This window comes from Kitasatospora sp. NPDC049258, from assembly GCF_040678895.1.
GTDB lineage: Bacteria > Actinomycetota > Actinomycetes > Streptomycetales > Streptomycetaceae > Kitasatospora.
This window is the reverse complement of record NZ_JBFAQT010000005.1, coordinates 194,231-220,599: the sequence shown is the minus strand read 5'-3', so window position 1 is coordinate 220,599 and position 26,369 is coordinate 194,231. Positions and strand designations below refer to the sequence as shown.

Annotated in this window: 21 protein-coding genes; 13 read left to right on the top strand and 8 right to left on the bottom strand. The window is 72.1% G+C overall.

Annotation, left to right across the window (positions count from 1 at the left end; translation table 11 throughout):
* Positions 1-107 precede the first annotated feature (107 nt).
* The 4 genes from rplI to rpsF form a co-directional block, all read right to left on the bottom strand.
* A complete protein-coding gene (rplI, locus tag AB0K43_RS07065; protein ID WP_363636634.1) occupies positions 108-554 on the bottom strand; it encodes a 50S ribosomal protein L9 in 447 nt (148 codons plus the stop codon).
* Positions 555-571: 17 nt separating this feature from the next.
* Positions 572-808, bottom strand: coding sequence for a 30S ribosomal protein S18 (gene rpsR / locus AB0K43_RS07060; RefSeq protein WP_033821237.1), 237 nt, complete (start codon positions 806-808; stop codon positions 572-574).
* Between the two features lie 115 nt (positions 809-923).
* The gene (locus tag AB0K43_RS07055; RefSeq protein ID WP_363636632.1) at positions 924-1,532 is read right to left on the bottom strand and encodes a single-stranded DNA-binding protein; all 609 of its coding nucleotides are present in this window, start codon (positions 1,530-1,532) and stop codon (positions 924-926) included.
* Between the two features lie 104 nt (positions 1,533-1,636).
* Positions 1,637-1,927 carry a 30S ribosomal protein S6 gene (rpsF, locus tag AB0K43_RS07050; RefSeq protein WP_030270167.1) on the bottom strand — a complete coding sequence of 97 codons (291 nt, stop codon included), beginning with the start codon at positions 1,925-1,927 and terminating at the stop codon, positions 1,637-1,639.
* A 357-nt stretch (positions 1,928-2,284) separates the two neighbouring features.
* On the opposite strand from rpsF, the gene AB0K43_RS07045 reads away from it, so the two are divergent.
* The 3 genes from AB0K43_RS07045 to AB0K43_RS07035 all read left to right on the top strand — a co-directional run bounded on the left by AB0K43_RS07045 (position 2,285) and on the right by AB0K43_RS07035 (position 4,972).
* On the top strand, positions 2,285-2,581 hold the full coding sequence (locus tag AB0K43_RS07045; protein WP_363636630.1) for a hypothetical protein: 297 nt from the start codon (positions 2,285-2,287) through the stop codon (positions 2,579-2,581).
* A gap of 198 nt (positions 2,582-2,779) precedes the next feature.
* On the top strand, positions 2,780-3,898 hold the full coding sequence (locus AB0K43_RS07040; RefSeq protein WP_363636628.1) for a peptidoglycan bridge formation glycyltransferase FemA/FemB family protein: 1,119 nt from the start codon (positions 2,780-2,782) through the stop codon (positions 3,896-3,898).
* Positions 3,899-3,943: 45 nt separating this feature from the next.
* A complete protein-coding gene (locus AB0K43_RS07035) occupies positions 3,944-4,972 on the top strand; it encodes an alanine racemase (protein ID WP_363636626.1) in 1,029 nt (342 codons plus the stop codon).
* On the opposite strand, the gene AB0K43_RS07030 is transcribed toward AB0K43_RS07035, so the two are convergent.
* Together AB0K43_RS07030 and AB0K43_RS07025 are read right to left on the bottom strand one after the other, a co-directional pair.
* On the bottom strand, positions 4,969-6,567 hold the full coding sequence (locus AB0K43_RS07030; RefSeq protein ID WP_363636624.1) for a glycosyltransferase 87 family protein: 1,599 nt from the start codon (positions 6,565-6,567) through the stop codon (positions 4,969-4,971). The genes AB0K43_RS07035 and AB0K43_RS07030 overlap by 4 nt on opposite strands.
* A gap of 141 nt (positions 6,568-6,708) precedes the next feature.
* Positions 6,709-9,318: a transglycosylase domain-containing protein gene (locus tag AB0K43_RS07025; RefSeq protein WP_363636622.1), complete on the bottom strand. Its 2,610-nt coding sequence runs from the start codon at positions 9,316-9,318 to the stop codon at positions 6,709-6,711.
* A 398-nt stretch (positions 9,319-9,716) separates the two neighbouring features.
* Here AB0K43_RS07025 and AB0K43_RS07020 point away from each other — a divergent pair, with 398 nt between their 5' ends.
* From AB0K43_RS07020 to AB0K43_RS07005, 4 genes are all read left to right on the top strand, one after another.
* The gene (locus tag AB0K43_RS07020; protein ID WP_363636620.1) at positions 9,717-10,388 is read left to right on the top strand and encodes a PadR family transcriptional regulator; all 672 of its coding nucleotides are present in this window, start codon (positions 9,717-9,719) and stop codon (positions 10,386-10,388) included.
* A gap of 146 nt (positions 10,389-10,534) precedes the next feature.
* Positions 10,535-11,617: an inositol-3-phosphate synthase gene (locus tag AB0K43_RS07015; protein WP_363636618.1), complete on the top strand. Its 1,083-nt coding sequence runs from the start codon at positions 10,535-10,537 to the stop codon at positions 11,615-11,617.
* 168 nt (positions 11,618-11,785) lie between these two features.
* Positions 11,786-13,135, top strand: coding sequence for an MFS transporter (locus AB0K43_RS07010; protein WP_363636616.1), 1,350 nt, complete (start codon positions 11,786-11,788; stop codon positions 13,133-13,135).
* Positions 13,136-13,185: 50 nt separating this feature from the next.
* On the top strand, positions 13,186-13,503 hold the full coding sequence (locus AB0K43_RS07005; protein ID WP_363636614.1) for a hypothetical protein: 318 nt from the start codon (positions 13,186-13,188) through the stop codon (positions 13,501-13,503).
* Positions 13,504-13,570: 67 nt separating this feature from the next.
* Here the strand turns inward: AB0K43_RS07005 and AB0K43_RS07000 are convergent, their stop codons facing one another.
* A complete protein-coding gene (locus AB0K43_RS07000; protein WP_363636612.1) occupies positions 13,571-14,287 on the bottom strand; it encodes a restriction endonuclease in 717 nt (238 codons plus the stop codon).
* Positions 14,288-14,654: 367 nt separating this feature from the next.
* On the opposite strand from AB0K43_RS07000, the gene AB0K43_RS06995 reads away from it, so the two are divergent.
* Complete coding sequence (locus AB0K43_RS06995; RefSeq protein ID WP_363636610.1) at positions 14,655-15,314, top strand: hypothetical protein; 660 nt, start codon at positions 14,655-14,657, stop codon at positions 15,312-15,314.
* Between the two features lie 33 nt (positions 15,315-15,347).
* Here the strand turns inward: AB0K43_RS06995 and AB0K43_RS06990 are convergent, their stop codons facing one another.
* A complete protein-coding gene (locus AB0K43_RS06990; RefSeq protein WP_363636746.1) occupies positions 15,348-16,775 on the bottom strand; it encodes a CCA tRNA nucleotidyltransferase in 1,428 nt (475 codons plus the stop codon).
* A 349-nt stretch (positions 16,776-17,124) separates the two neighbouring features.
* On the opposite strand from AB0K43_RS06990, the gene AB0K43_RS06985 reads away from it, so the two are divergent.
* The 5 genes from AB0K43_RS06985 to AB0K43_RS06965 all read left to right on the top strand — a co-directional run bounded on the left by AB0K43_RS06985 (position 17,125) and on the right by AB0K43_RS06965 (position 26,226).
* Complete coding sequence (locus AB0K43_RS06985; RefSeq protein ID WP_363636608.1) at positions 17,125-19,494, top strand: DUF6049 family protein; 2,370 nt, start codon at positions 17,125-17,127, stop codon at positions 19,492-19,494.
* Between the two features lie 47 nt (positions 19,495-19,541).
* On the top strand, positions 19,542-21,950 hold the full coding sequence (murJ, locus tag AB0K43_RS06980; RefSeq protein ID WP_363636607.1) for a murein biosynthesis integral membrane protein MurJ: 2,409 nt from the start codon (positions 19,542-19,544) through the stop codon (positions 21,948-21,950).
* Positions 21,951-22,217: 267 nt separating this feature from the next.
* Positions 22,218-24,521 carry a serine/threonine protein kinase gene (locus tag AB0K43_RS06975; protein WP_363636605.1) on the top strand — a complete coding sequence of 768 codons (2,304 nt, stop codon included), beginning with the start codon at positions 22,218-22,220 and terminating at the stop codon, positions 24,519-24,521.
* Between the two features lie 23 nt (positions 24,522-24,544).
* The gene (gene sigM / locus AB0K43_RS06970) at positions 24,545-25,291 is read left to right on the top strand and encodes an RNA polymerase sigma factor SigM (protein WP_363636603.1); all 747 of its coding nucleotides are present in this window, start codon (positions 24,545-24,547) and stop codon (positions 25,289-25,291) included.
* Complete coding sequence (locus AB0K43_RS06965; protein ID WP_363636601.1) at positions 25,288-26,226, top strand: zf-HC2 domain-containing protein; 939 nt, start codon at positions 25,288-25,290, stop codon at positions 26,224-26,226. Before sigM ends, AB0K43_RS06965 begins: the two co-directional genes overlap by 4 nt.
* The last annotated feature ends 143 nt before the right edge of the window (positions 26,227-26,369 follow it).

Below are 26,369 nucleotides of genomic sequence, written 5' to 3'. Positions count from 1 at the left end.
GGCCGGCGCCCGGAGCAGCTGCCGGCGTCGGGCCCGCACGCACCGAGGGCCGGGCTCCTCCGAGGAGGAGCCCGGCCCTCGGGCTACTGCGAGCTACTGCTGGGTGTTCAGGCAGCGACGACGTTGACGTCGAGGTTGGCCTGGACATCGGCGTGCAGCTTGACCGAGACCTTGTGGGTGCCCACGGTCTTGATCGGCGAGCCGATCGCGACGGCGCGCTTGTCCACGGCCGGGCCGTCGGCAGCCTTGATGGCGTCGACGACGTCGGCCTGGGTCACCGAGCCGAACAGGCGGCCAGCCTCGCCCGAGCGGACGGCCAGCTTGATCTGCAGGCCCTCCAGCTTGGACTTGACCTCGTTGGCCGCCTCGAGGGTCTGGATCGAGTGGATCTTGCGAGCGCGACGGATCGCGTCGACGTCCTTCTGGCCGCCCTTGGTCCAGCGGATGGCAACGCCACGCGGGACCAGGAAGTTGCGGGCGTAGCCGTCCTTGACCTCGACGACCTCGCCGGCGCTGCCGAGGCCGGGGACCTCGTGAGTGAGGATGATCTTCATTCTGGGGTCACCCTCTCTTAGCGCGTGGTGGAGGTGTAGGGCAGCAGCGCCATCTCACGGCTGTTCTTCACGGCCGTGGCGACGTCACGCTGGTGCTGGGTGCAGTTGCCGGTCACTCGACGGGCACGGATCTTCCCGCGGTCGGAGATGAACTTCCGAAGCAGGTTGGTGTCCTTGTAGTCGACGTACGTGACCTTGTCCTTGCAGAAGACGCAAACCTTCTTCTTCGGCTTGCGAGCAGGCGGCTTCGCCATCATGTGCTCCATTTGGGTTGACGGTCCGGGTGCCTGCAAAAACACCGTGGACCGCACGAAATCTCATCGCATGCCTGGGCCCCGAGGGGCCCGGCGCGCACCGCTTCAGTACCGCTTAGAACGGGGGCTCTTCCGAGAAGCCGCCACCGGACGGGGCTCCCCAGCCGCCGCCACCCTGGTTTCCACCAGAGGGAGCGCTGGACGCCCACGGGTCGTCGGACGGACCGGACTGGCCGCCGCCGCCGGAGTTTCCACCCCAGCCACCGCCGCCGCCCTGGTTGCCGCCGCCGTACCCGCCGCCGCCCTGCTGGCCGCCGAAGCCGCCACCGGGGGCACCCTGGCCGCCGGGACCGCCGGAGCGGTTGGCGCGGGTGACCTTGGCGGTCGCCGAGCGGAGGCTCGGGCCGACCTCGTCGACCTCGACCTCGAAGACCGTCCGCTTCTCGCCTTCCTTGGTCTCGTAAGACCGCTGGCGCAGTCGGCCCTGCACGATCACGCGCATGCCGCGCTGCAGCGACTCGGCCACGTTCTCCGCCGGCTGACGCCAGACGTTGCACGTGAGGAAGAGGCTCTCGCCGTCCTTCCACTCGTTCGTCTGACGGTCGAAGGTGCGCGGGGTGGACGCGATACGGAACTTCGCGACCGCCGCACCCGACGGGGTGAAGCGCAGCTCGGGGTCGTCGACGAGATTGCCGACGAGGGTGATGACGGTCTCGCCTGCCATGGTGGTGATGACCTCTCGGAACGGAGTTCTGCGGTGCTCGCCCGATGTTTCACGTGAAACATCGGACGTGAACCACCTGACGCCCGGAGGGCGTCAGAAGTGGCTCAGTGGGTGTCCGGGCGCAGGACCTTGGTCCGCAGAACCGACTCGCTCAGGCTCAGCTGACGGTCGAGCTCCTTGACGACCTCAGGCGTGGCCTTCAGGTCGATGACGGAGTAGATGCCCTCGGACTGCTTGTTGATCTCGTAAGCCAGACGGCGACGGCCCCAAGTGTCGATCTTCTCAACCTTGCCGCCGCCGGTGCGGACGACGTTGAGGAAGTTCTCGATCAGGGGGGAGACAGCGCGCTCCTCGACCGAGGGGTCGAGGATGACCATCACCTCGTAGTGACGCATGTGGAACCCACCTCCTTTGGACTCAACGGCCACGGTCTCTCCGTGGCAGGAGGGTTGTGCAGCGTCGGCACCGGAGCAGTGACCGACCCGCTCACCGTAGCGAGGGGGTCCGACAATCGGCCCCCGCCCGCGAACGGGCATGAGGGGGCACAACTACACCAGTGCAGACCGCACAGCCTACCTGGCCCCGGACGGCCCAACCAAACCGCCGCCCACCCGGGCCGGCCCGGTGCGGCGGCCGGGAGGCCTCACGGACCGTGTCCGCAGGGGTTGTGATCCGCGCGATACGGCAGCAATCTGGACAGAACGGCATGTCCCCTCCAGTGGACATGCCTCCTCCAACGGAGGTGGGTCCTCATGGCACAGACCGTCCGCCGCATGCCCCCGCTCACCCTCAACACCGACGGCCAGCCGCACCCGCGGGAGAACACCCTGGTCGGCATCGCCGCCGTGCTCGGCCTGGTGGCGTTCATCAGCTGCTGGTTCTACAGCCTGCACCTGCTCAGCTCCTGGGCCGGCCTGTTCGGCATCGCCGTCGCGCTCTGGGGCCAGTTCATCTCGGTGACCACCGCCGAGCGGTTCGTCCTGGTCATCTCGCTCGGAATGTCGGCCGTCGGTTTCTACCTGGGCATCGCCCACGGCGGCCTGTGGTGAGGCGCGCGCCGTCGGCCGAGCTCCGATCCGCCGACTGAGGAGAAAAGAGCGCCGTAACCTTCGTCGCCCTCCTTGCGTAGTACCTGTGCAGCGGTCCGCAAGGAGGGCGACGCCATGTCGGCCCGACCCCACCGAAACGGACCATTCGGGCGATAGGGTCAAACCCTGGATCGGCCCACCGAGGAGGAGCACCCGAGAATGAGCCTGCGCCTGAGGACCATCACCCGCGAGGAGCACCTGGACTTCATCCGGAGCCGGCCCTCCGCCAGCCACATGCAGGTGCCGTCCTGGGCCGACGTGAAGGCGGAGTGGCGCTCGGAGAGCCTCGGCTGGTTCGACGAGGGCGACGCCCTCGTCGGCGCCGCTCTGGTGCTCTACCGGCAGCTGCCCAAGCTCAAGCGCTACCTGGCGTACCTGCCCGAGGGCCCGGTGATCGACTGGTTCGACCGGGAGCTGGGCCAGTGGCTGGAGCCGATGCTGGCGCACCTCAAGTCGCAGGGCGCCTTCTCGGTGAAGATGGGCCCGCCGGTGGTGATCCGCCGCTGGGAGGCCACCACCATCAAGGAGGCGATCGCCGGCAAGGAGGCCAAGCGGCTGCGCGACGTCGACCCGGACTGGTACGAGCCGCGCGCCTTCGAGCTGGCCGACCGGCTGCGCAAGTCCGGCTGGCTGCAGGGCGAGGACGGCGGCGCCGGCTTCGGCGACGTCCAGCCCCGGTACGTGTTCCAGGTGCCGCTGGCCAACCGCTCGCTGGACGACGTCCAGCGCGGCTTCAACCAGCTGTGGCGCCGCAACATCAAGAAGGCCGAGAAGAGCGGCGTCGAGGTGGTCCAGGGCGGCTACGAGGACCTGGCGGTCTTCCACCAGCTGTACCTGGTCACCGCGGAGCGGGACCACTTCACCCCGCGCCCGCTGAGCTACTTCCAGCGGATGTGGAAGTCGCTGGTGGCCGAGGACCCGAACCGGATGCGGCTGTACATCGCGTACCACGAGGGCGAGCCGCTGGCCGCGACCACGATGCTCACCGTCGGTGAGCACGTCTGGTACTCCTACGGCGCCTCCGCCAACCACAAGCGTGAGGTCAAGCCGTCCAACGCGATCCAGTGGCGGATGATCCGCGACTCCTACGCGCTCGGCGGCAGCGTCTACGACCTGCGCGGGATCAGCGACACCCTGGACGAGGACGACCACCTGTTCGGACTGATCCAGTTCAAGGTGGGCACCGGCGGCCAGGCCGCGGAGTACCTCGGCGAGTGGGACTTCCCGTTGAACAAGCTGCTGCACAAGGCGCTCGACCTCTACATGTCGCGTCGCTGACCGCAGCGGCGCCACCGACCACCGACCCATCCGGGGAGAGCACGAATGACCCTCTCGTTGTCCGTGGAGACCGCCCGCTGGCGGGCCCACCAGCAGTCCGTCCTGGTCGAGTTCCCCGGGCTCGTGCCGGTCGCCAAGGGCAACGGCTACGGCTTCGGGAACGTCCGGCTCGCCACCGAGGCGGTCCGCCTCGGCACCCGGCTGCTCGCGGTGGGCACCGGCCGGGAGGCCGCCGAGGTGGCCGAGGCCTTCCCCGGGGACCTGCTGGTGCTCACCCCGTACCGGGCCGGCGAGCCCGAGGCCGGCCCGGCCGGGCGGACCATCCGCACGGTGTCGCACGCGGGGGTGCTGCACGCGCTGCCGACCCGCTCACGGGTGGTGGTGGAGTGCATGACCACCATGCGCCGGCACGGCATCGCGCCGGACGACCTCGGCCGGCTGGCCCTCGACGGGCTGGTGCTGGAGGGCTTCGCGCTGCACCTGCCGCTGGACCGCCCGGACGACTCGGACCCGGTGGCCGAGGTCGCCGAGTGGGTGCGGGCGATCACCGCCGCCGGGCTGCCGGCCACCACCGTCTTCCTCAGCCACCTGGCCTCGGCCGATCTCGGCCGGCTGCGGCGGCAGTTCCCGGACACGGTGTTCCACTCCCGGATCGGCACCCGGCTGTGGCTGGGCGACGTCGGCGCGCTGCAGGCCCGGGCGACCGTCCTGGACGTCACCCCGATCGCCAAGGGCGAGCGGTACGGCTACCGCCAGCACAAGGCGCCGTCCGACGGACAGCTGCTGGTGGTCACCGGCGGCACCGCGCACGGGGTGGGCCTGGAGGCCCCGAAGTACGTGCACGGGGTGGTGCCCCGGGCCAAGGGCCTGGCCCGGGCGGGCCTGGCCACGGTGAACCGGACGCTCTCGCCCTACGCCTGGGACGGCCGCCAGCTGTGGTTCGCCGAGCCGCCCCACATGCAGGTCTCGATCCTCTTCCTGCCCGGCGACACCAAGCCCCCGGCGGTCGGTGACGAGCTGACGCTGAACGTCCGGCACACCACCACCCACTTCGACCAGGTGACGGACCGCTAGCCGAGCCGGTCCGGCCCGCCCCGGAGCTCCTCGCGACCCCGGCCGTCCACGGGCCCGCCGTCCGCCGGCGCGGCGACCGGGACCAGCCAGTCGCCCTCGCCGCCCGGGGCGTACTCGGCGTAGGTCGCCTCCTCGCGCAGCCGCCGCGCGCTGCCGAGCACGAAGACGTCCGGGGTGAAGTCCAGGACCCCGCCCGACGGGTCGTCACTGCCGTCCCAGCGGACCGGGTCGCGCTCCGGGTGGAGGATGTCGCGGACCACCATGAAGCACAGGTAGAGCGTGCCGACCAGGTGCAGCACGATGGCCAGGTGGTACCAGTCCTGGCCGATGCCGTGCTGCTTGGAGTCCCCGATGAAGGCCAGGTAGGACCACACCCCGAGGAAGTACAGCGCCTCGCAGGCCTGCCAGATCAGGAAGTCGCGCCAGCGCGGCCGGGCCAGCGCCGCCAGCGGGATCAGCCAGAGCACGTACTGCGGCGAGTAGACCTTGTTGGTCAGCACGAAGGCGGCGACCACCAGGAAGGCCAGCTGGGCGAAGCGCGGGCGGCGCGGCGCGGACAGCGCCAGCCAGCCGATGCCCAGGCAGCAGGCCACCAGCAGCGCACCGATCCAGGTGTTCAGGGTGGGCAGCTGCTGGTTGCGGTCCTGCATGAGGATCAGCCAGAAGGAGCCGAAGTCCTCCTTGCGGGTCTGGCTGAAGGTGTAGAAGGTCGCCCAGCCGGAGCGGTTGGCGATGATGATCGGCAGGTTGACCACCAGCCACGCGCCGACCGCCCCCGCGAGCGCCTGGCCGAACGCCCGCCACCGGCCGGCCCGCCAGCAGAGCACCAGCAGCGGCCCGAGCAGCAGGATCGGGTACAGCTTGGCCGCGGTGGCCAGACCGATGAAGACCCCGGCCCAACCGGCCCGGGAGTTCGCCCAGTACGCCATCGCGACCGCGGTGAGGGCCACCGCCAGCAGGTCCCAGTTGATGGTGGCGTCCAGCGCCAGGCAGGGGGCCAGCGCGAACAGCAGCGCGTCCCAGGGGCGGCGGCGGTGGGTGCGGGAGACCGCGACCACCGCGATCACCACGCAGATCAGCAGCATCACCGCGTTGACCGTCCAGAACCACTGCTCGCGGTGCTCCAGCGTCCCGTCCGGCGTCGTCAGCCAGGCCGCGACCTGCATGAACAGGCCGGTCAGCACCGGGTACTCCAGGTACTGCATGTCCGGTGACGGGGACGGCAGCCTGTCCAGGTACGGGTGCAGACCCTGGTCGAAGCCGCGGCCCGAGTAGAGGTGCGGGATGTCGCTGTAGCAGGCGTGGGTGTACTGGGCGGTCGCGCCGTGGAACCAGCCGCCGTCGTAGCAGGGCGCCTTCTGGACCACGCCGAGCAGGTAGACCGCGATGACCACCAGGGCCAGGAACCTGGCCGGGATCCACCAGGACGTGCCGAGCAGGGCCCGGCGCCCGGGCGGCCCTCCGAACAGCTCGCTGCCGGCCGCCGCCACCGGATCCTCGTCGGCGGGCACCACCACGGTGTTGGGCAGCGGACCCTCGGCAGCGGCCGGGGTGGGTTCGGGGCCGGCGGCCTCGTCACGCGTGCTCGACGTCATGGCGCACATACTGCCGCACCATCGCCCCCACGAGGAGACTGCCCTCCCAACACGCCGCGCCTCGCAACGCCGGACGCCGGCGGCCCGGGTGGGGCCGCCGGCGTCCGGCACTGCTGGTGTTCCGGTGGTGCTCCGGGCCGGCTAGGGCACCGGCGCCCCGCTCGCGCTCCCGCTCGACGAGGGCGAGGAGCTGGGCGACTTGCTGCCGGTCGGCCGGCCGGTGGGGCGGGTCGCGCTCGGCGAGGGGCACAGCGGGCCGAGGAAGCAGGGCTTGTCGGTGTCGGTCGCGCTGGCGCTCGGCGAGGTGCTCGCCGAGGAGCTCGTGGACGGCCCCGGCTGGTTGTCCGTGGGCGCCGCCGCGCTCGGGCTGTCGGAGGCCGAGGCCGAGGCGGACGGGGAGGCCGGCGCCCCGGAGGAGTCGACCTCCTCACCGATCGGCTCGGGGGTCGGGAAGTCCTCCTTGGGCTGGCCGTTGAGGGCCGCCTTCATGTACCGGGTGAAGATGTCGGTCGGGAAGTCACCACCGTGCACGGACTCGTGGCCGGCGGTGCCGTTCAGCGACAGCAGCTTGGAGGTGCCCGGCTCCTCACGCCACATGCCGACCGCGGTGGTCAGCTGCGGGGTGTAGCCCACCCACCAGGCCGAGGTGCCGGCGTCGGTGGTACCGGTCTTGCCCGCCACCGGGCGGCCCAGCTGGTTGGTCTTGGTACCGGTACCGGCCTTGGCCACGTTCTGCAGCACGTCGGTGACGTTGTCCGCGACGGCCTGGTCCAGCACCGTCTTGGGCGCGGACTTGGTGAAGGCCGGGTTCTCCTTGCCGTTGTAGACCAGCTTGCTCACCGAGTACGGGTCGGTCTGCTGACCGCGCGCGGCGAACACCGAGTAGGCCGAGGCCATCCGGATCGAGCTCGGCGTCGAGGTGCCGAGCGGGTAGGTCAGGGTCGAGGAGGGCCGCAGGCTCTCCTTGCGCAGGCCCATCTTCAGCACCATGTCCTCGACGGCCTTGCCGCCGACGTCCTGGCCGAGCTGGACGAACGGCACGTTGTACGAGTACTGCATGGCCGTCTTCAGCGAGACGTAGCCCGGGTTGTTACGGCTGTCGTTGCGCTGGTGGTAGGGCTTGCCGTCGTCACCGATGGCGGGCGAGCCGTCGGCCTTGTGGATCTCCGAGTTGTCGTCCGCGAGGTACTTGGACGACGCGTTTATCCGCTTGGGCTTGCCTTGGTCGTCGGTCTGGCTGATCACGCCGGTCTGCATCGCGGTGGCCAGCACGAACGGCTTGAAGGTCGAGCCGACCGGGATGCCGGTGCTGTCCGCGTTGTTGGAGTAGTGCCCGTTCTCGATGCCGGGGCCGCCGTACAGCGCCACGATCGCGCCGTCGTTCGGCCGCACCGAGGCGGCGCCGACCTGGACGAACTTGTCCGCCTCGCGCTTGTCCGGCTTGAGCGAGTCCGCCTGCACGTCGTCGACGGCCTTCTTCAGCTGCTCCACCTTGTCCTTCTCGAAGGTGGTGTAGATCTGGTAGCCGCCCTGGTCGATCTTCTGCTGGGAGATCTGCGGGTCCTTGCTGGCCAGGTACTTGTTGGCGGTGTCGACCAGGTAGTAGACCTCACCGTTCATGTTGGCCGGCGCCTTGCGCTCGATCGGCTCCGGGAAGGTCTTCCCGCACTTGTCGCTGTCCGCCTGGGAGAGCTTGCCGGTGGCCACCATCCGGGTCAGGATCCAGCTCCAGCGCTCCTGCATGTTCTTGCGGTTGCCGTCGCTGAGCGTCGGGTCGTACACCGCGGCGCCCTTGAGCAGCGCGGCCAGCATCGCGCCCTGGCAAACGTTCACGTCCTTGGCGTCCACCCCGTAGTACGCCTGGGCGGCAGCCTGGATGCCGGTGGAGCTGCGGCCGTACCAGCTGGTGTTGAGGTAGCCGGTGAGGATCTCGTCCTTGGAGAGCTGGCCGTTGATCTTCAGGGTGATGAAGAGTTCCTTGACCTTGCGGGACAGCGTCTGGTCCTGGCTCAGGTAGGCGTTCTTCACGTACTGCTGAGTGATCGTCGAACCACCCTGGGTCTCGCCCCCGGTCGCCATCTTGTAGACGGCGCGGGCGATGCCCTTGGGGTCGATGCCGCTGTCGTCGCGGAAGGACTCGTTCTCGGCCGCGATCACCGCGTCCTGGGCGGGCCGGCTGATGTTCGCCAGCTCGACGATCTGACGGTTGGTGGTGCCCTTGCGGGTCATCTCCGAGCCGTCGGCCCAGTAGTAGATGTTGTTCTGATCGTGCACCAGCTCGTTGAGCTTCGGGATCGGCGTCATCTGGTACGCGACCCCGACCGCGCCGACGGTGCCACCGAAGAAGATCAGAAAGAGGGTCAGCACCAGCTTCCAGGACGGCAGCCAGCGACGGAACCCGGACTTGCCGAACCGCGGGTAGTCGATGAACCGTTTCTTGCCGGGCTTGCCGCCCGCCTGGTCCCCGCGGCCGGCCGGCCCGGTGTCGCCGCCCTTGCCGCCCTTCTTCTGCGCCTGCTTGCGCATCTCCGCGCGGGTCAGCCGGGGCTGCTGAGCGGTCTGCCGGGCACCGCGCCGGATCCCCTCGGAGCGCAGCTCGTCGGGGCCGCCGACCGGCCGGCCGTCACGGCCGTACCGGGGCGCACCCTCGACCGGGCTTCCGTAGGCGTACGGGCTCTGGCCGTCCGCCCCGTCGCCCGCGGGCTGCTCCCCGTCGCCCGGGTTGGACGACCTCCGCCGGTGTTCGCTCATCTTTCAGCAACTCCTCGGTCAGGCCCTGCGGACCTGAAGGCAGGGTTCTCCGGTGCCCGACGCCGCCCGACCCCAGGGATTCGGTGGTTCCCGGGGGCGGTCCTCGTGCACACGCGACAGCGTACGCACCCCTGATTCCGTACTAATCGGGCATCAGCTGGCAATAGCCGCAAAACGACGGCAGATCATTACATGCCCGTTGCCCAGACCCCCTCCGATGCGCTTGACCTGCGCCGCCCGACCACTCCGGCGGTCTTGTGATCACGTTCACGCGTGGCCCCCTTGCTCGTTCCGTGACCCAGGTTTACTGTTCTCGATATATCGAGCCGATACATCGGGACGGCATAGGCCACCCGTCCGTCGGCCGCCACGACTGCGGGGGAAGGAGGCGGGCAGGGTTGAGCAGGCGCTCCGGAGTGCTGGAATTCGCCGTTCTCGGCCTGCTGCACGATGCTCCGATGCACGGCTACGAGCTGCGGAAGCGGCTCAACGTCCTGCTCGGCTCGTTCCGCGCCTTCTCCTACGGCACGCTCTACCCCTGCCTGAAGAACCTGGTGGCCCAGGGCTTCCTGGTCGAGGACAACCCGGACTCCGAGTACGTCCCCGCCACCGCGCTCAACGGCAAGCGGTCGAAGATCGTCTACCGGCTCTCCCCCGAGGGCAAGGAGCGCTTCGAGGAGCTGCTCGCCGAGTCCGGGCCGGACGCCTGGGAGGACGAGCACTTCGGTGTGCACTTCGCCTTCTTCGGCCGGACCGACAAGGCCGTCCGGATGCGGGTGCTGGAAGGCCGCCGCAGCCGGCTGGAGGAGCGGCTGGAGCGGATGCGCAGCTCGATCGCCCGCACCCGCGAGCGGTTCGACGACTACACGCTGGAGCTCCAGCGGCACGGTCTCGAATCGGTGGAGCGCGAGGTCCGGTGGCTCAACGAGCTGATCGAGACCGAGCGGGCCAACCGGACGGTGCGCGGCGGCAGCCCGTCGGGTACCCCACAGACTTCGGACGGCCGTGGCCAGGAGGCCGGGTCCCCGGACCCGCCGAGGCCACCGCACGACCGCCCGGGGCGTTCCTGATCGGAACGCTGCACCGCCCGCGCCCGGCGTGGGCGGTAGGTGAGGGCGCCTCGTGCGCCCGTCTGACAAGTAAGACAGTCATACAGATGCTGAACGAGAACCGCTGAACCACGGCGGGTCTCATGAGATCTCAGGGAGCAACCGGAATGGGTTCGGTTCGCGTAGCCATCGTCGGCGTGGGCAACTGCGCCGCCTCGCTGGTGCAGGGTGTCGAGTACTACAAGGACGCCGACCCGGCCGGCAAGGTCCCCGGGCTGATGCACGTGCAGTTCGGCGACTACCACGTCAGCGACGTGGAGTTCGTCGCCGCGTTCGACGTGGACGCCAAGAAGGTCGGCTTCGACCTGGCGGACGCCATCGGCAACAGCGAGAACAACACCATCAAGATCTGCGACGTGCCGCCGACCGGCGTCACCGTCCAGCGTGGCCACACCCTCGACGGCCTGGGCAAGTACTACCGGGAGACCATCGAGGAGTCCGACGAGGCCCCGGTCGACGTCGTCCAGACCCTCAAGGACCGCCAGGTCGACGTCCTCGTCTGCTACCTGCCGGTGGGTTCCGAGGACGCCGCCAAGTTCTACGCCCAGTGCGCCATCGACGCCAAGGTCGCCTTCGTGAACGCCCTCCCGGTGTTCATCGCCGGCACCAAGGAGTGGGCGGACAAGTTCACCGAGGCCGGCGTGCCGATCGTCGGTGACGACATCAAGTCGCAGGTCGGCGCCACCATCACGCACCGCGTGATGGCGAAGCTCTTCGAGGACCGCGGTGTCATCCTCGAGCGCACCATGCAGCTGAACGTCGGCGGCAACATGGACTTCAAGAACATGCTCGAGCGCGAGCGCCTGGAGTCCAAGAAGATCTCCAAGACGAACGCCGTCACCTCGCAGATCCGCGACCGTGAGCTGGGCGCCAAGAACGTCCACATCGGCCCGTCCGACTACGTCGCGTGGCTCGACGACCGCAAGTGGGCGTACGTCCGCCTCGAGGGTCGCGCGTTCGGCGACGTCCCGCTGAACCTCGAGTACAAGCTCGAGGTCTGGGACTCCCCGAACTCGGCCGGTGTCATCATCGACGCCGTGCGCGCCGCGAAGATCGCCAAGGACCGCGGCATCGGTGGCCCGATCCTGTCGGCCTCCTCGTACTTCATGAAGTCGCCGCCGGTCCAGTACTTCGACGACGAGGCCCGCGACAACGTCGAGAAGTTCATCCGCGGCGAGGTCGAGCGCTGAACCGCCGCACGTGGGGCGGCAGCGGACGGGCACATCGAGAGCTGTGCGCCGATCCTGTCTGACGCTCTGTGACATCAGGGGGTCCCGGTCCGGTACCGGGGCCCCCTGCGGCGTTCCCGGCCCATGTTTCACGTGAAACATGGGCCGTCGGCATGGCACCCTGGGCGGGTGTCGATCACGGAGCACGGCAACCCGCAGGGCGCACAGCAGACCTCACTCGGCAGGCTGCTGCGCGGCCGGGACTTCCGGCGCCTGCTCACCGTCCGAATGCTCTCCCAGCTCTCCGACGGCGTCTTCCAGGTCTCGCTCGCCGCGTACGTGATCTTCTCTCCCGAGCGGCAGGCCTCGCCGACCGACATCGCGGCGGTGCTGGCCGTGATGCTGCTGCCGTTCTCCGTGGTCGGCCCCTTCGCCGGGGTGATGCTCGACCGCTGGCGGCGCCGGCGGGTGCTGCAGCTCGGCAATCTGGCCCGCTTCGGCCTGGGCCTGGTGACCGCCGCGCTGCTGCTGGCCGGGGCGCCCGAGTGGCTCTTCTTCGCCGCCGCCCTGCTGGTGACCGCACTCAACCGGTTCATCCTGGCCGGACTCTCCGCCGCCCTCCCCCGGGTCGTCGAATCCGGCGAGCTGGTCACCGCCAACGCCATCTCCCCCACCCTGGGCACCGTCGCCGCGGCGGCCGGCGGCGGCCTGGGCTTCGTGGTCCACCAACTGCTCGCACCCGGCCGGCAGGCCGACGCCCTGCTGGTCACCCTGGCCGCCGTGCTCTACCTGTGCGCGGCGCTGGCCGCCCAGCGGATCCCGCCGGACCTGCTCGGCCCCACCCAGCACCCCGACCGGCCCTCGCTCCGGCAGGCGCTGGGGGCTGCCGGGCAGGGCCTGCTGGCCGGGGTCCGCCACCTGGTGCACGACTGCCGACCCGCGGTGCACGCGCTGGGCGCCGTCACGGTGGCCCGGTTCTGCTACGGGGTGCTCATCGTGGCGGTGCTGATGCTCTCCCGGTACACCTTCAACCAGCCCGAGGACAGCGCCGGCGGGCTGGCCACCCTCGGCCAGGCGGTGGCCTTCTCGGCGGTCGGCTTCTTCCTCGCGGCGGTGATCAGCCCGTGGTGCACCCGGCGGCTCGGCCTCCAGGGCTGGATGACGGCCTGCCTCGGATCCGCCGCGGTCTTCGTCCCGGCCCTCGGACTGCTGTTCTCCGAGGGCCCGGCGATGGTGGCCGCGCTGCTGCTCGGCGTGGTCACCCAGGGCACCAAGATCTGCGCCGACACGCTGGTCCAGGAGTCGGTGGAGGACGAGTTCCGGGGCCGGGTGTTCGCCATCTACGACGTTCTCTTCAACCTCTCCTTCGTCGCCGCGGCCGGGGTGACCGCGCTGGTGCTGCCGTTGAACGGCCGCTCGGTGCCGGTGGTGGTCGGGGTCGCCGCGGTGTACGCGCTCGGCGCCGTGGGCTACGCCCGGGCCGCCCGCCGCACCCCGGCCCGGCCCGCCGAACGGGCCGGCGTCGCGGCGGGTCGCTGAAGTAGGTCAACGCACCGCGCTGTCAGCACAGTTGCCTCGGGGGACGTCTGATGAGCACACCGCCGCCGAAGGCCCGCCGCCCGGCGCGCTCCTGGTTGCGGACGGCCGCGGTCGGGCTCGGCGCACTCCTCCCGGTGGTCGGCTACTTCGTCGGCGACAGCGGTCCGGCGAAGGCGGGGGTCGGCGACTGCGTGCACTCCAGCGGCCGCGACAGCCTGGACAAGGTCGCCTGCACCGACGCCAGGGCCGACTACCGCGTACTCGCCCGGTTGGACGGCACCACCGACACCACCAGGTGCGCCAGGACCCGGGGCAGCACCGCCCGGTACCACGGCTCCACCGGCCGCCGCCGGCACAGGAAGAAGTAGTACGTCCCTGTGCCTCGGCCCACCGACCCGGGCCACCCCGGCGAAGAAGGCCTGACCCGACCGACCGTCAATACGCCGGGCCGTCCGGGTCGTCGGGCACCCCCTCGTCCAGCGCCCCGAGCAACCGCCGCCGTCGCCGGGCGACGGTCCGCTCGTCGTCGTCCAGCACGATCCGCTCCAGCCGGTCCACCCGGTCGGCCACCGCGTCGAGCCGCCGGCTGTTGCCTCCGACCTCGTCCACGAGGGCGTTCAGCACCGGGACCACCGTCGCCGCCAGCACCGAGCGGACCACCTGCTCGGCCACCCTGGCGACGGCGGCGTCCACGCTCCCCTCGGGCAGCGGGAACGGGTTGTCCACAGCCTCGGCTGCCCACCCCGACCCCCTGGCCGCCCGGGCCTCGTGCTCGGCGTCGAGCAGATAGCACCGCACCTGACGTGCGATTTCACTGTCCCGCAGGAGCATCGCGACGTTCAGCACCGTGCGCCGGGTGAACAGCGCGAGCGACCGCGCCCGGGACTGGATCCGACAGACTTCCTTCAAGGAACTCAGTCGGGCCCCGGTCGCCACCGCGTACCCGTTCGATGTGAGCTCGGCCCGGTGGTCGTGGACCAACGAGTAGATCGTCTGCTCCGGCACCCCGAAGTACGCGGCCACCCCCTCCGTGGTGACGTGGACCTCGTCCGGCAGCAGTTCCAGCGCCCTGACCCGGTCCAGCACCTCGACCCGGTCGGCGACCGTCGACCGCATCGTCGGGGACTCCAGCAGCACGGCGTCGACAGACATCCCAGCACCTCGCTCTCGAAGGACGGACCCTCCGCCTTCGGAGCACAGCGAACGCCAACCACGGGCCACCGGTCAGGCCTACCGGCGAGGAACACACGATCGAGCGCAAGAGCTAAAGCGCCAACTTCCCCCCGGGACACTTCCGCCCCGGCAGCATCTCGAACCATGTCATAACGGTTGGATGACCATATATCTGACGGACTATCTCATTGTGTTCCCAAACCGATAGCGTCCGGGCTTTGCTTTCCGCACGACACTCGTCTCGGGGGACCAGGCCTTGTCCACATCACCGACACCCGCGCCTCCGTCACCCACTCCACCACCGCCGATCGTGTACGGCGCCGCGCCCGCCGAACCCTGGCAGCAGATGCCCGGACCCTTCCTGGGCCCGCCCGCAGCCGCGCCGGTCGGCTACGGCCCGGTCTGCCGCTTCTGCGGCTCCGTGCCGGCAGTCGAGGCCACCGTCCGGGGCCACCAGGGCATCCTCATGGTCATGCGGTTCCTCAAGCTCACGGGCCCGTTCTGCCGGACCTGCGGCGTCGCCGCGCACCGCGACATGACCGCCAAGAGCCTGTGGCAGGGCTGGTGGAGCTTCTTCTCCATCCTGATCAACCCGATCACCATGCTGGTCAACCTTCCGCAGCGCGCGAAGATCAACAAGCTGCCACCGCCGATCCCGGGCGCTCCCGGCCGGCCGATGGACCCCGGCAAGCCGCTGTTCCGGCGGATCGCCGCCCTCGGCTTCCTGGTGCCGGTGCTCATCGTCGCCGGGATCGCGTTCATGGCCGGTCGCGACGCCGACTTCGCGACCACCGGAGACTGTCTCAGCAAGTCCGGCACCTACACCGACCCCGAGGTCACCGTGGTCGACTGCGGCGCACCGGAGGCCGACTACCGGCTGCTGGGGAAGATCAGGGACACCACCGACCCCGCGCGGTGCAGCGCCTTCCCCGGCACCACGACCGTGTACTACAAGGAGCAGAGCTCCACCAGGTACCTGCTCTGTCTGGTGGCGCTCAAGCGCTGAGCACCGGCCGCACCGAGCACCGGCCGCACGGCCTCACTGCTCGCCGGTGGCCGCCCACCACTCCCGGAGGGCGGCCACCGCCGTCTCGTGGTCCATCGGGCCGTGCTCCAGCCGGAGCTCCAGCAGGTGCTTGTAGGCCTGGCCGACCTGCGGGCCCGGCCGCAGGCCGAGCAGTTCCATGATCTGGTTGCCGTCCAGCGCCGGGCGGATGGAGTCCAGCTCCTCCTGCTCCTTGAGCTGGACGATCCGCTCCTCCAGCGAGTCGTAGGTCCGCGCGAGCGCCGCCGCCTTCTTGCGGTTGCGCGTGGTGCAGTCCGAGCGGGTCAGCTTGTGCAGCCGCTCCAGCAGCGGCCCGGCGTCGGTGACGTACCGGCGCACCGCGGAGTCCGTCCACTCGCCGCCGCCGTAGCCGTGGAAGCGCAGGTGCAGCTCGACCAGCCGGGAGACCTCCTCGACCAGATCCTTCGAGTACTTCAGCTCGCGCATCCGCTTGCGGGTCATCTTGGCGCCCACCACCTCGTGGTGGTGGAAGGAGACCCGGCCGTCGGACTCGAAGCGCCGGGTCCGCGGCTTGCCGATGTCGTGCAGCAGCGCGGCCAGCCGCAGCACCAGGTCGGGGCCGTCCTGCTCCAGCGCGATGGCCTGCTCCAGAACGGTCAGCGAGTGCTCGTAGACGTCCTTGTGCCGGTGGTGCTCGTCCCGCTCCAGGCGCAGCGCCGGGAGCTCGGGCAGCACGTGGTCGGCGAGGCCGGTGTCGACCAGCAGCCGCAGGCCCTTGACCGGGTGGTCGGCGAGCAGCAGCTTGTTCAGCTCGGCCTGGACCCGCTCGGCGGAGACGATGGTGATCCGCTCGGCCATCGCGGTCATCGCGGCGACCACCTCGGGGGCGAGGTCGAAGTCCAGCTGGGCGGCGAAGCGGGCGGCCCGCATCATCCGCAGCGGGTCGTCGGAGAAGGACTCCTCGGGGGTGGCGGGGGTGCGCAGCACCCGGGCCTCCAGGTCGTCCAGGCCGTGGTGCGGGTCGACGAAGCCGCGGCCGGGCAGGTCGACGGCCATCGCGTTGACCGTGAAGTCGCGGCGCACCAGGTCCTGCCCGATGGTGTCGCCGTAGGTGACCTCGGGCTTGCGCGAGGTGCGGTCGTAGGCCTCGCTGCGGTAGGTGGTGATCTCGATCAGGAAGCTGCCGTCCGCGGTGTCCTTGCGGGCGCCGACGGTGCCGAAGGCGATGCCGACGTCCCAGACCGCGTCGGCCCAGCCCTTGACCAGGCCCAGTACCTGCTCCGGGCGGGCGTCGGTGGTGAAGTCGAGGTCGTTGCCGAGGCGGCCCAGCAGGGCGTCCCGTACCGAGCCCCCGACCAGTGCGAGCCGGAAACCGGCAGACTGGAAGCGGCCGGCGATCTCGTCGGCGACCGGAGAGACCCGCAGCAGCTCCTGCAGGCCGCGGGTCTGCGCCTCGCTCAGCCCCGGCAGGGCGGCGGCGGTCTCGGAGCTGGAATGATTGGCGCTGGACGCGTTGGCAGTGGACACGGCTCACAAGGGTACGTGCCCCGGCATCCAGGGCGCCCGCCATATCCGTGCCGGCCCTGCCGGGGTGGCGAGCAGGCGCAGCGTCCGGCCCGCAACACTGCGGCCCGGGCAGCGTCGTTACCATGCCGGAGGGGACAGGCGGGACGGACCGCCGCGAACCGGTCGATCGGGGCTGCCCCGGCACCGCGAGGTGCCGACGCGGCGCCGTCGACGGCCGGTGGGCGGGTCCGGGTGGCGGTTGACGGTTGACTGATCGGTATCGACGACGGCGAGGGCGAAGCGCGTGGACGAGCGAAGCGTGGGGTCGGCCCGGGCCGGGATCCGGCGGACGGCCCTCGCCCGCCGGGCGGCCCGGCGGCTGGCCGGTCTGCTGGCGGCGGGTGCGGTGCTGCTGGGCGCCACCGCGCTGCCGGCCGCCGCCGCTCCGGAGGCCGCTGGGGACTACCCCGCGGTGATGACGATCAGCACGGTGTCCCCGGCCATCGCCGGTGAGAACAGCACTGTGACGATCACCGGGAAGATCCTCAACTCCGGCCGCGGAGCGATCAAGTCCGCGCACGTCGGGGTGCGCGCCCCGCTGTCGGGCAAGAAGCCGCTGGGCACCCGCAACGAGGTCGCGCTGGTGTCCCAGCGCTCGACCCCGACCGGTACCGACGGGTCGGACGTGCCGAACCTGGAGGTCCCGGTGGGCGACCTCGACCCCGGCCAGTGGCACGACTTCAGCATCCCGGTCGGCACCGCGGAGCTGGAGCTCGCCAAGAGCGGCGTGTACGAGCTCGCGGTGGACGTCTGGGGCACCTCCGACGGCGGCAAGGAGCGGGTCCTGGGGATCGCCCGCACCTTCCTCCCCTACAACGTGGAGCCGACCCAGAAGAAGACCCAGCTCGCGGTGGTCTGGCCGATCACCCACGCCCCCGAGCTGGTCGCCCAGACCATGCCGGACAACGACCAGACGCCGGTGCTGCGGGACGACAGCCTGGCCGCCGAGCTGGCCCCGGGCGGCCGGCTGTACGAGCTGGTGGCGACCGGTGCCAAGCTGCAGAACCTGACCTGGATGGTCGACCCCGACCTGCTGGACACCGTCTACGCGATGACCCGGCCGTACCGGGTGCAGAAGCCCGACACCGCGGGCGAGTCCGCGCGGGACGACAACACCGTCGCCGGCGCCGGCAAGGACGCGGCCGTCGCCTGGCTGGCCCAGCTGCGCACCGCGGTGTCCACGGCCGGGCACGAGGTGGTGTCGCTGCCGTACGCCGACCCCGACCTGGCCTCGATCGCGCACAACGGCGCCGACCTGCCGGGGATGGAGAACGCGCTGCGCAAGGCGGCCACGGCGGGTCGGCTGACCGCCGAGGGCCGGCTGTCGGTGGACGTGAAGTCGGACGTGGCCTGGCCGTACCTGGGCCGCCTCGACCGGCGGACGGCCGCCACTGCGCGGACCGTGGGCGGGCAGCTGGTGCTGGTCGACGGTGCCTCGCTGGCGGAGCCCGAGTCGCTCGCCTACACCCCGGGGGCGGCCCGGCCGATCGGCGACGGGCAGACCGGTGTGGTCGCCGACCACACGCTGTCGGCGCTGTTCGAGCAGCCGCTGGGCACCCCGGAGGCCAGGACGGCGGCCGTGCAGCGCTTCCTGGTGGAGACCCTGCTGATCAACCTGCAGATGCCGGAGCTGCCGCGCGGTCTGCTGGTGCTGCCGCCGCGCAACCTGGACGCGGCGACCGCGGGTGCGCTGGCGGAAGCCGTGCAGAAGGCCCAGCAGGGCGACTGGATCAGCCCGGCGACCCTGCACACGGTGGCGGCGGCCAAGGCCGATCCGGAGGCCGCCACGGCCGTCTCCGAGGGCTACCCGCAGGAGGTGGCCGCCTCCGAGCTGTCGGCCACCGCGCTCGGCCGGACCATGGCGGTGCAGAACGGCCTGGACCAGCTGATGCTGATCCTCACCCAGCCGCAGCGGGTGCGCAGCCCGTTCAGCGCGGCGATGGTCCGCTCGATGTCGACCGCGTGGCGGGAGCAGGCCAAGCCCGGCGCCACCTACCGGGACGGTGTTCAGCACTACCTGGACAACCTCACCTCGGCGGTCCGGGTGCCGGCGAAGAGCGAGATCACCTTGCCGGGTGACAACGCGACCCTGCTGATCAGTGTGAAGAACGACCTGAACCAGGCGGTCGGCAATCTGGAGCTGCGCCTCACCTCCACCCAGCTGAACCGCGTCAACGTCGAGCAGACCCCCAAGCCGGTGGTGCTGGACGGCACCACCAGCCGGACCTACCGGTTCGCCGCCGAGGCCCAGGTCAACGGCTCCGTGCAGATGACCGCCCAGCTGTGGACGACCGGCCCGAACCCGCAGCGCTACGGCGCGCCGGTGACCTTCATGGTCCAGGTCACCTCGGTGACCAACGGCGTGCTGTACGTCATCGGCGGCGGTGTGGTGCTGATAGTGCTGGCCGGGGTCCGGTTCTACCTCCAGCGCAAGAAGCGGGCGGCCGACGGGGACGGGGCGCCCGACCCCGAGGAGGGCGGCACGGGGGCCGGCCCGGACGACGGCGCCGCGGACGGCTCCGCGGCGGGCGGCTCCGGCCCGGCCGACGCGGAGCCGGAGTCGGCCGTGGATGACGCTGATCGGGTCACCGGTGATGAGAAGGTGGGTCACTGACGGCGCCCCGCACCGGGTGCCCGCCCCCAGCAGCGAATTGAGGTGGCATGACCGGGCCGCGCGAGGAGCGAGCAGAGAGCCAGGGCAGTGGCAGGCCGAACGGCCGCGGTGCCGAGTCCGCCGAGTCGACCGGGCCCGCGACCGACTGGTACGTGGCCGACACCTTCGCCCGTGACCCGTTCGCGGCCGAGTCCTACGACGGCGCCGCCGGGCCCGATCCCTACGCGGCCTCGGCCGCCGAGGCCGCGGCCTCGCTCCCGCAGCAGACCGGCCGCCCGGCCGAGGCCCCCCAGGCCGCGCCGGCCGCCGTGCCGGAGCCGCAGCTGACCGCTCCCGCCACCCGCTGGGCCGGCCTCGCCGCCGTGCCCCCGCCGGAGCCGGCCCCCGCCGGAGCGCCCGCCCGCCGGGGCTCGCCCTGGGAGGGCGGGGCCGCCGAGCGCGCCGAGGCCGCCGGGTACGTCGGGGTGGACGCCCTGCTGGGCGGTGGGTCCGCGGCCGGCGGCGGTCCCGCCCCGGGGCCCAGCGACGGTCAGGGCCGGCCGCGGAAGGCGGAGAGCCCCGAAGAGCCCGAGCAGCCCGAGCAGCCCGAGCGGTCCACGGAGCCGGAAGAGCCCGAGGAGCCCCGGCAGCAGTTCGTCCCGCCGATCGAGTTCGACCCGCCGCTGTCCGAGGAGGAGACCCTCCTGCAGGCCGACGCGGCGGTGCGCGAGGCGGCCACCGCGGCGCTGGCGGCCGAGGCGGCCACCGCGCAGCCGGACGCCGAGCCGGACGCGGCCAGGACGGCCGGGCCGGCCGGGGAGCCGCCCGCGGCCGGCCGGGTGGCCGGTCTGCTCGGCTCCAGCGCGGTGATGGCCGCCGGCACCCTGGTCTCCCGCGCCACCGGCTTCCTGCGCACCATGGTGATCGCCGCCGCGATCGGTGTCGGCACCATGGGCGACTCGTACAACGCCGCGAACACCCTGCCCACCCTGCTCTACATCCTGATCGGCGGCGGCGCGCTGAACGCGGTCTTCGTGCCGCAGCTGGTGCGCAGCATGAAGCACGACGAGGACGGCGGCACCGCCTACGCCAACCGCCTGCTCACCCTGGTGATGACCGGCCTGGCCGGGGTGGTGTTCGTGTCGGTGCTGGCCGCACCGGTGCTGGTGCAGCTGATCTCGCACTCGCTGATGCGTGACCCGGGCAGCGCCGACACCACGGTGGCGCTCGCCCGGTACTGCCTGCCGACCATCTTCTTCATGGGCGTCCACGTGGTGATGGGCCAGATCCTCAACGCCCGCGGCCGGTTCGGCGCGATGATGTGGACCCCGGTGCTCAACAACATCGTGGTGATCTTCACCTTCTCGATGTACATCGTGGTGTTCGGCACCTTCGAGCACAGCGAGGTGACCCCGGCCACCGCCTCCCCCGAGGGCATCCGGCTGCTCGGCATCGGCACCCTGCTGGGCCTGACCGTCCAGGCCCTGTCGATGATCCCGTACCTGCGGGCGTCCGGCTTCCGCTTCAAGCCCCGCTTCGACTGGCGCGGGCACGGCCTCGGCAAGGCCGCCCGGCTGGCCAAGTGGACCTTCCTCTTCGTGCTCGCCAACCAGGCCGGCTACCTGGTCGTCACCCAGCTGGCCACCGCCGCCGGCAGCAACGCCGAGAACCACGGCTACCTGGGCGTCGGCCTCGCCGCGTACTCCAACGCCCTGCTGATCTGGCAGCTCCCGATGGCCGTCGTCACGGTCTCCGTGATGAGCGCCGTGCTGCCCCGGCTGTCCCGCTCCGCCGCCGACCACGACCAGGGCGCGGTCCGCGACGACCTCTCGTACGGGCTGCGCACCTCGGCGGTCGCGATCGTGCCCGCCGCCTTCCTGTTCCTGTCCCTCGGCCCGGTGATCGGCAGCGCCATCTACGGGCTGGGCAACGGCGGCGCGGTGGCGCACGGCACCACGGCGGTCGGCTTCATGCTGTCGGCGTTCGCGCTCGGCCTGATCCCGTACTCCGTGCAGTACGTGCTGCTGCGCGGCTTCTACGCCTACGAGGACACCCGGACCCCGTTCTCCAACACGGTCTGGGTCGCGCTCTGCCAGGCCGGCACCGCGGTGTTCTTCTTCCTGGTGCTGCCCGACCGGTGGGCGGTGACCGGGATGGCCTTCGGGTACGGCCTCTCCTACGCCGTCGGCGTCGCGGTGGCGGTGCCCAAGCTGAAGGCCCGGATCGGCGGGCTGGACACCGCGCGGATCGGCAAGACGTACGTCCGGCTGGGCATCGCCTCGCTGCCCGCCGCCGCGCTCGGCCTGGCCGTGGAGCTGCTGCTCGGCGAGGTGATCGACGGGTGGCTGGGCAGCGTGCTCACCCTGCTGGTCGCGGGCGCGCTGCAGCTCGGTGTCTTCCTCCTGCTGGCCCGGCGGATGCGGATCGAGGAGCTCAACGCGATGGTCGCAATGGTCCGCGGCCGACTGGGGCGTTGACCCGCCGTCAACCGGAGCACCTTCGATCTCCTGCTCCCTCAGGTGGCCTACCCGGGGCCGGATTCGGTGATCTTCACCGAATCCGGCCCCGTCCCAGCTGAATCCCCCCTCGCTGTGCACGAATACGCAACCAGTCAGCCTCCCCAGCGGTCGTACCAGGGGGTCGGGAGTGGGCACAATTGACCTGGCACCCGCGCACCCCCGCCAGGGGCGGGCAGGAGCCCGACTTCTCGGTACCGGGGCGATACAAGGGGAGGCAGGACCACGGTGGCTGATGGCACCAAGGCGGTTGTCGACACGTCCGTGACGGACGCGGCGGCGCTCGCCATGGCACTCGGGGAGCTCCCCGAGGAAACCCCGGCACGGCCGGCCGACCGCCCGACGCACGAGCCCGCAGCTCCTGCCAAGCCCACGGCCGGCAAGGCCGGCAACAAGGCCGGCAAGAAGGCCTCGAAGACCGCTCGGACCACCAGGACCTCCGGTGCGGCCAAGCCGGCGATCCGGGCGGCTTCCGCGACCGCCGCTGCCGACGACACCGCCGACGCCACCGCTGCCGCCGGCGCCCGCGGGGCTGCCCGGGAAGGCGCCGCGGAGCCCGGTCACGACACCCCGGCCCGGCCCGGCCCCGGCGAAGCCGTGAAGCCCTCGAAGCCCTCGAAGCCCTCCGGGACGCCCGGGCGCACCGAGCCGGCCGAGACCACGGCGCAGGAGCCCGGGGAGCCCGAAACCCCGGCGGCCCAGACCCCGGCGGCCGAGACCCCGGCGGCCCAGACCCCGGCGGCCCAGACCCCCGAGCAGGAGCCCGAGGAGCCCGAGCAGCCCGAGGAGACCACCGCCCCGCTGTCGGCCGCCGAGATCGCCGCCGAGCTGGCCGAGGGCGCCGCCCGCCTGGCCAAGGCGGCCCGCGCCGCCGGGCCCGCGCCCCGCCGCCCCGCCCCGCCCGCGATCAGCACCGAGACCCTGGACGCCGACACCGGCACCCTCCCCACCACCCTCACCGCCCCGCTCCTGCGCAGCGGCGACAAGATCGCCGACCGGTACCGGCTGGAGGAGTGCACCACCCACTCCGAGGTCTTCAGCAGTTGGCGGGCGGTCGACGAGAAGCTCCGCCGCGCCGTCGGGGTCCACCTGCTGGCCGCCGGGCACCAGCGCGCCAAGGCCGTGCTCACCGCCGCCCGCTCCGCCGCGCTCCTCGGCGACCCGCGCTTCGTCCAGGTCCTGGACGCCGTGCAGGAGGGCGACGTGGTCTACGTCATCCGGGAGTGGCTGCCGGACGCCTCCGACCTCGCCCGGCTGCTCGCGGGCGGCCCCATGGAGCCCTACGAGGCCTACCAGATGGTGCGCCAGGTCACCGACGCGATCGCCGCCGCGCACCGCCGCGGCCAGGCCCACCTGCGGCTCACCCCGACCTGCGTGCTGCGCACCGAGACCGGCCAGTACCGGATCAACGGCATCGCGGTGGACGCCGCCATCCGTGGTCTGTCCACCGACGACGCCGCGCTGACCGACACCAAGGCGATCGGCGCACTCCTGTACGCGGCGCTGACCCACCGCTGGCCGTACCCCGAGGACCGCTACGACCTCCAGGGGATGCCCAAGAGCCTCGGCTGCGTCCCGCCCGACCAGGTGAAGGCCGGCGTCCACAAGGGCCTCTCGGAGCTCGCCGCCCGGGCCCTGGGCGAGCACCTGCCGCACCACCAGGAGCCGCTGACCAGCCCCGAGCAGCTGGCCAAGGCGATCGCGCTGCTGCCCAAGATCCGTCAGCCCGAGCCGCCCGCCCCGCCGGCCTTCACCCCGCCGCGCTACCCGGCCTCCCGGGCGGCCTCCGGCCCCACCGCCGCTCCTCGTCCGCACCACTCCGCCGGCCAGCGCCCGCACCCCGGCGCCGACCCGGCCCGTGACCTCGGCCGCCCCGCCGCCGCGCCGCCGCCGCGCCGCCGCGGGCTGCGGGCCGCGGCCAGGTGGACCGCCTCGCTGGTCGCACTGGCCGCCATCGGCCTCGGCTCCTGGCAACTGGTCGAGCACCTCAACCGGCCCACCACCCACAGCAGCGGCCAGCCCGCCCCGGCGGACAAGTCGCCGTCGGGCACCGCCCCCGCCCCGGCCGGCACCCGGCTGACCATCGCCGGGCTCAGCCCCTTCAACGCCTTCGGGCAGGAGAAGGACGAGCACAGCTCGCAGCTGCCGAACGCCCGCGACGACAACCCCTCCACCGTCTGGACCACCCAGGGCTACAACGACCAGTTCGCCGAGGACGGCTACCGCAAGGGCACCGGCATCCTGGTCGACCTGGGCACCGCCCAGCAGGTCTCCTCGGTCGACCTGACCTTCGTCGGCGACCACAAGGTCGAACTCAAGGCCGCCCCGGCCGGGCTGGCCGCCGCCCCCGGCGCCGACGAGGCCGGGTACCGCGCCTTCGGCAACGCCGTGGCGAGCGGCTCCGGCAGCCAGGTCAAGCTCAAGCCGGAGAAACCGGTCACCACCCGTTTCCTCTTGATCTGGCTGACCGGTATCCCCAACGATGGGGACCAGTTCCGCGGCAAGGTCGCCGAGATCAAGGTGAACGGCTGAGCGGCACCGGAGAGGGGGCGCAGATGGCAGCGGAGGAACCCACCGACGCCGAGCTGCTCGCCCGGCACACCGACGGCGACCCGGCGGCCTTCGGCCTCCTGGTGCGGCGCCACCGGGACCGACTGTGGGCCGTGGCCCTGCGCACCCTCGGCGACCGCGAGGAGGCCGCCGACGCCCTCCAGGACGCCCTGGTCTCCGCCTTCCGCGCCGCCCACACCTTCCAGGGCCGCTCGGCCGTCACCACCTGGCTGCACCGGATCGTCGTCAACGCCTGCCTCGACCGCGCCCGCCGCACCGCCACCCGGCGCACCGGCCCGCTGGACGGCGACCCGGAGCGCCTGGAGCGGGTGCTCGGCGCCGCCGAGGGCGCCGACTCGGCCGCCGTCCGGGCCGAGCTGCGCCGCGAGGTGACCGGCGCGCTCGCCACCCTGCCGGCCGACCAGCGCGCCGCACTGGTCCTGGTCGACATGGAGGGCTACTCGGTGGCCGAGGCCGCCCAGGTCCTGGACGTCCCGGTGGGCACCGTCAAGAGCCGCTGCGCCCGCGGCCGGGCCAAGCTGCTCCCGCTGGTCCGGCACCTGCGCCCGGCCCCCGCCCCGGAGGCCGCCGACCCACCCGCGGGCGATCCGGCGGCGGCCCGCACCCCCCGCCGACCCGGCGATGTTTCACGTGAAACAGCGGCCGGGAACCCACCCGGCCCCTCCGCCGTCCCATCACCGGGCCCGGGACACCCGGCCGCCACCCTGGAAGGAGACGTGAGCACGCGATGACGCCGCACACCCCTTCCCCGCACCCCGAACAGCCGCCCACCGAGCACCCCGACATCGAGCTGCTGGCCGACCTCGCCGAGGACCTGGTCGACCCCGCCGACGCACCCGCGCTGCGCCGCCACCTCGCCGGCTGCCCGGACTGCGCCGACAGCTACGCCGCCCTGGCCGAGCTCTCCGCGCTGCTCGGCGAGAGCGAGCCGGTGCCGATGCCGGACGAGGTCGCCGCCCGGATCGACGCCGCCCTGGCGGCCGCCGCCGCACCGCCCGCACCCACCGCGCCCACCGCACCCACCGCACCCACCGCACCTTCCGCACCCGCGGCCCGGCCCGCCCCACGCGCCGGCGCCGGGCACCCGGCCGCGCCCGGCCGTACCGATCCCACCGGCCCCGGCCGACCGCGCCGCCGTCGCCGCGGCCGGATCCTGCTGGGCACCGCCGCCCTCGCCGCGGTGCTCTCGCTCGGCTCCTGGCTGGCCACCCAGCCCTGGCAGGACACCGGCGGGGCGAGCACCGCGGCCGGCTCCGGCCACAGCGCCGCCCTCGCCCCGGGCGAGCGCTCCCCCAGGGCGGCCGGGAGCAGCCTGCCCGAGTTCCGCGAGGACCAACTGCCCGCCCAGGTCCGCGAACTGCTCGCCCACCCGGCCACCCCCAAGGACGGCCACCCGTCGGCCGCCCTCCAGCCCGACAACGGCGCCTCGGGCAGCACCGGCGGCGGCGAGCAGACCCCCGCCGAACCACCCGCCTGCGTCACCCTCGCGGCCGGCCACCCCGGCCAGGCCCCGCTCGCCGCCGCCCCCGGCCGGTACGGCACCAGCCCGGTCACCGCACTGGTCTACCCGCTGCCCGGCCGCACCGACCTGATGGATGTCTACCTGATCACCCCGGACTGCCCGGGCGCCACCGTCCTGCTGCACCGCACCGTCCCGGCTCCCTGACCAGCCAAGGAGAATGCCGCTGCGGGCCTCTGGAAGCACTGCCACCGGGGCCCGCCGCGCCCGGACTCCGGGCGGCGGGTGCAACGGGGCCTGGGAATGCGGGAGACTGGTCAGTCGTTGTCCCGGGCGGCGGAGCAGGACCG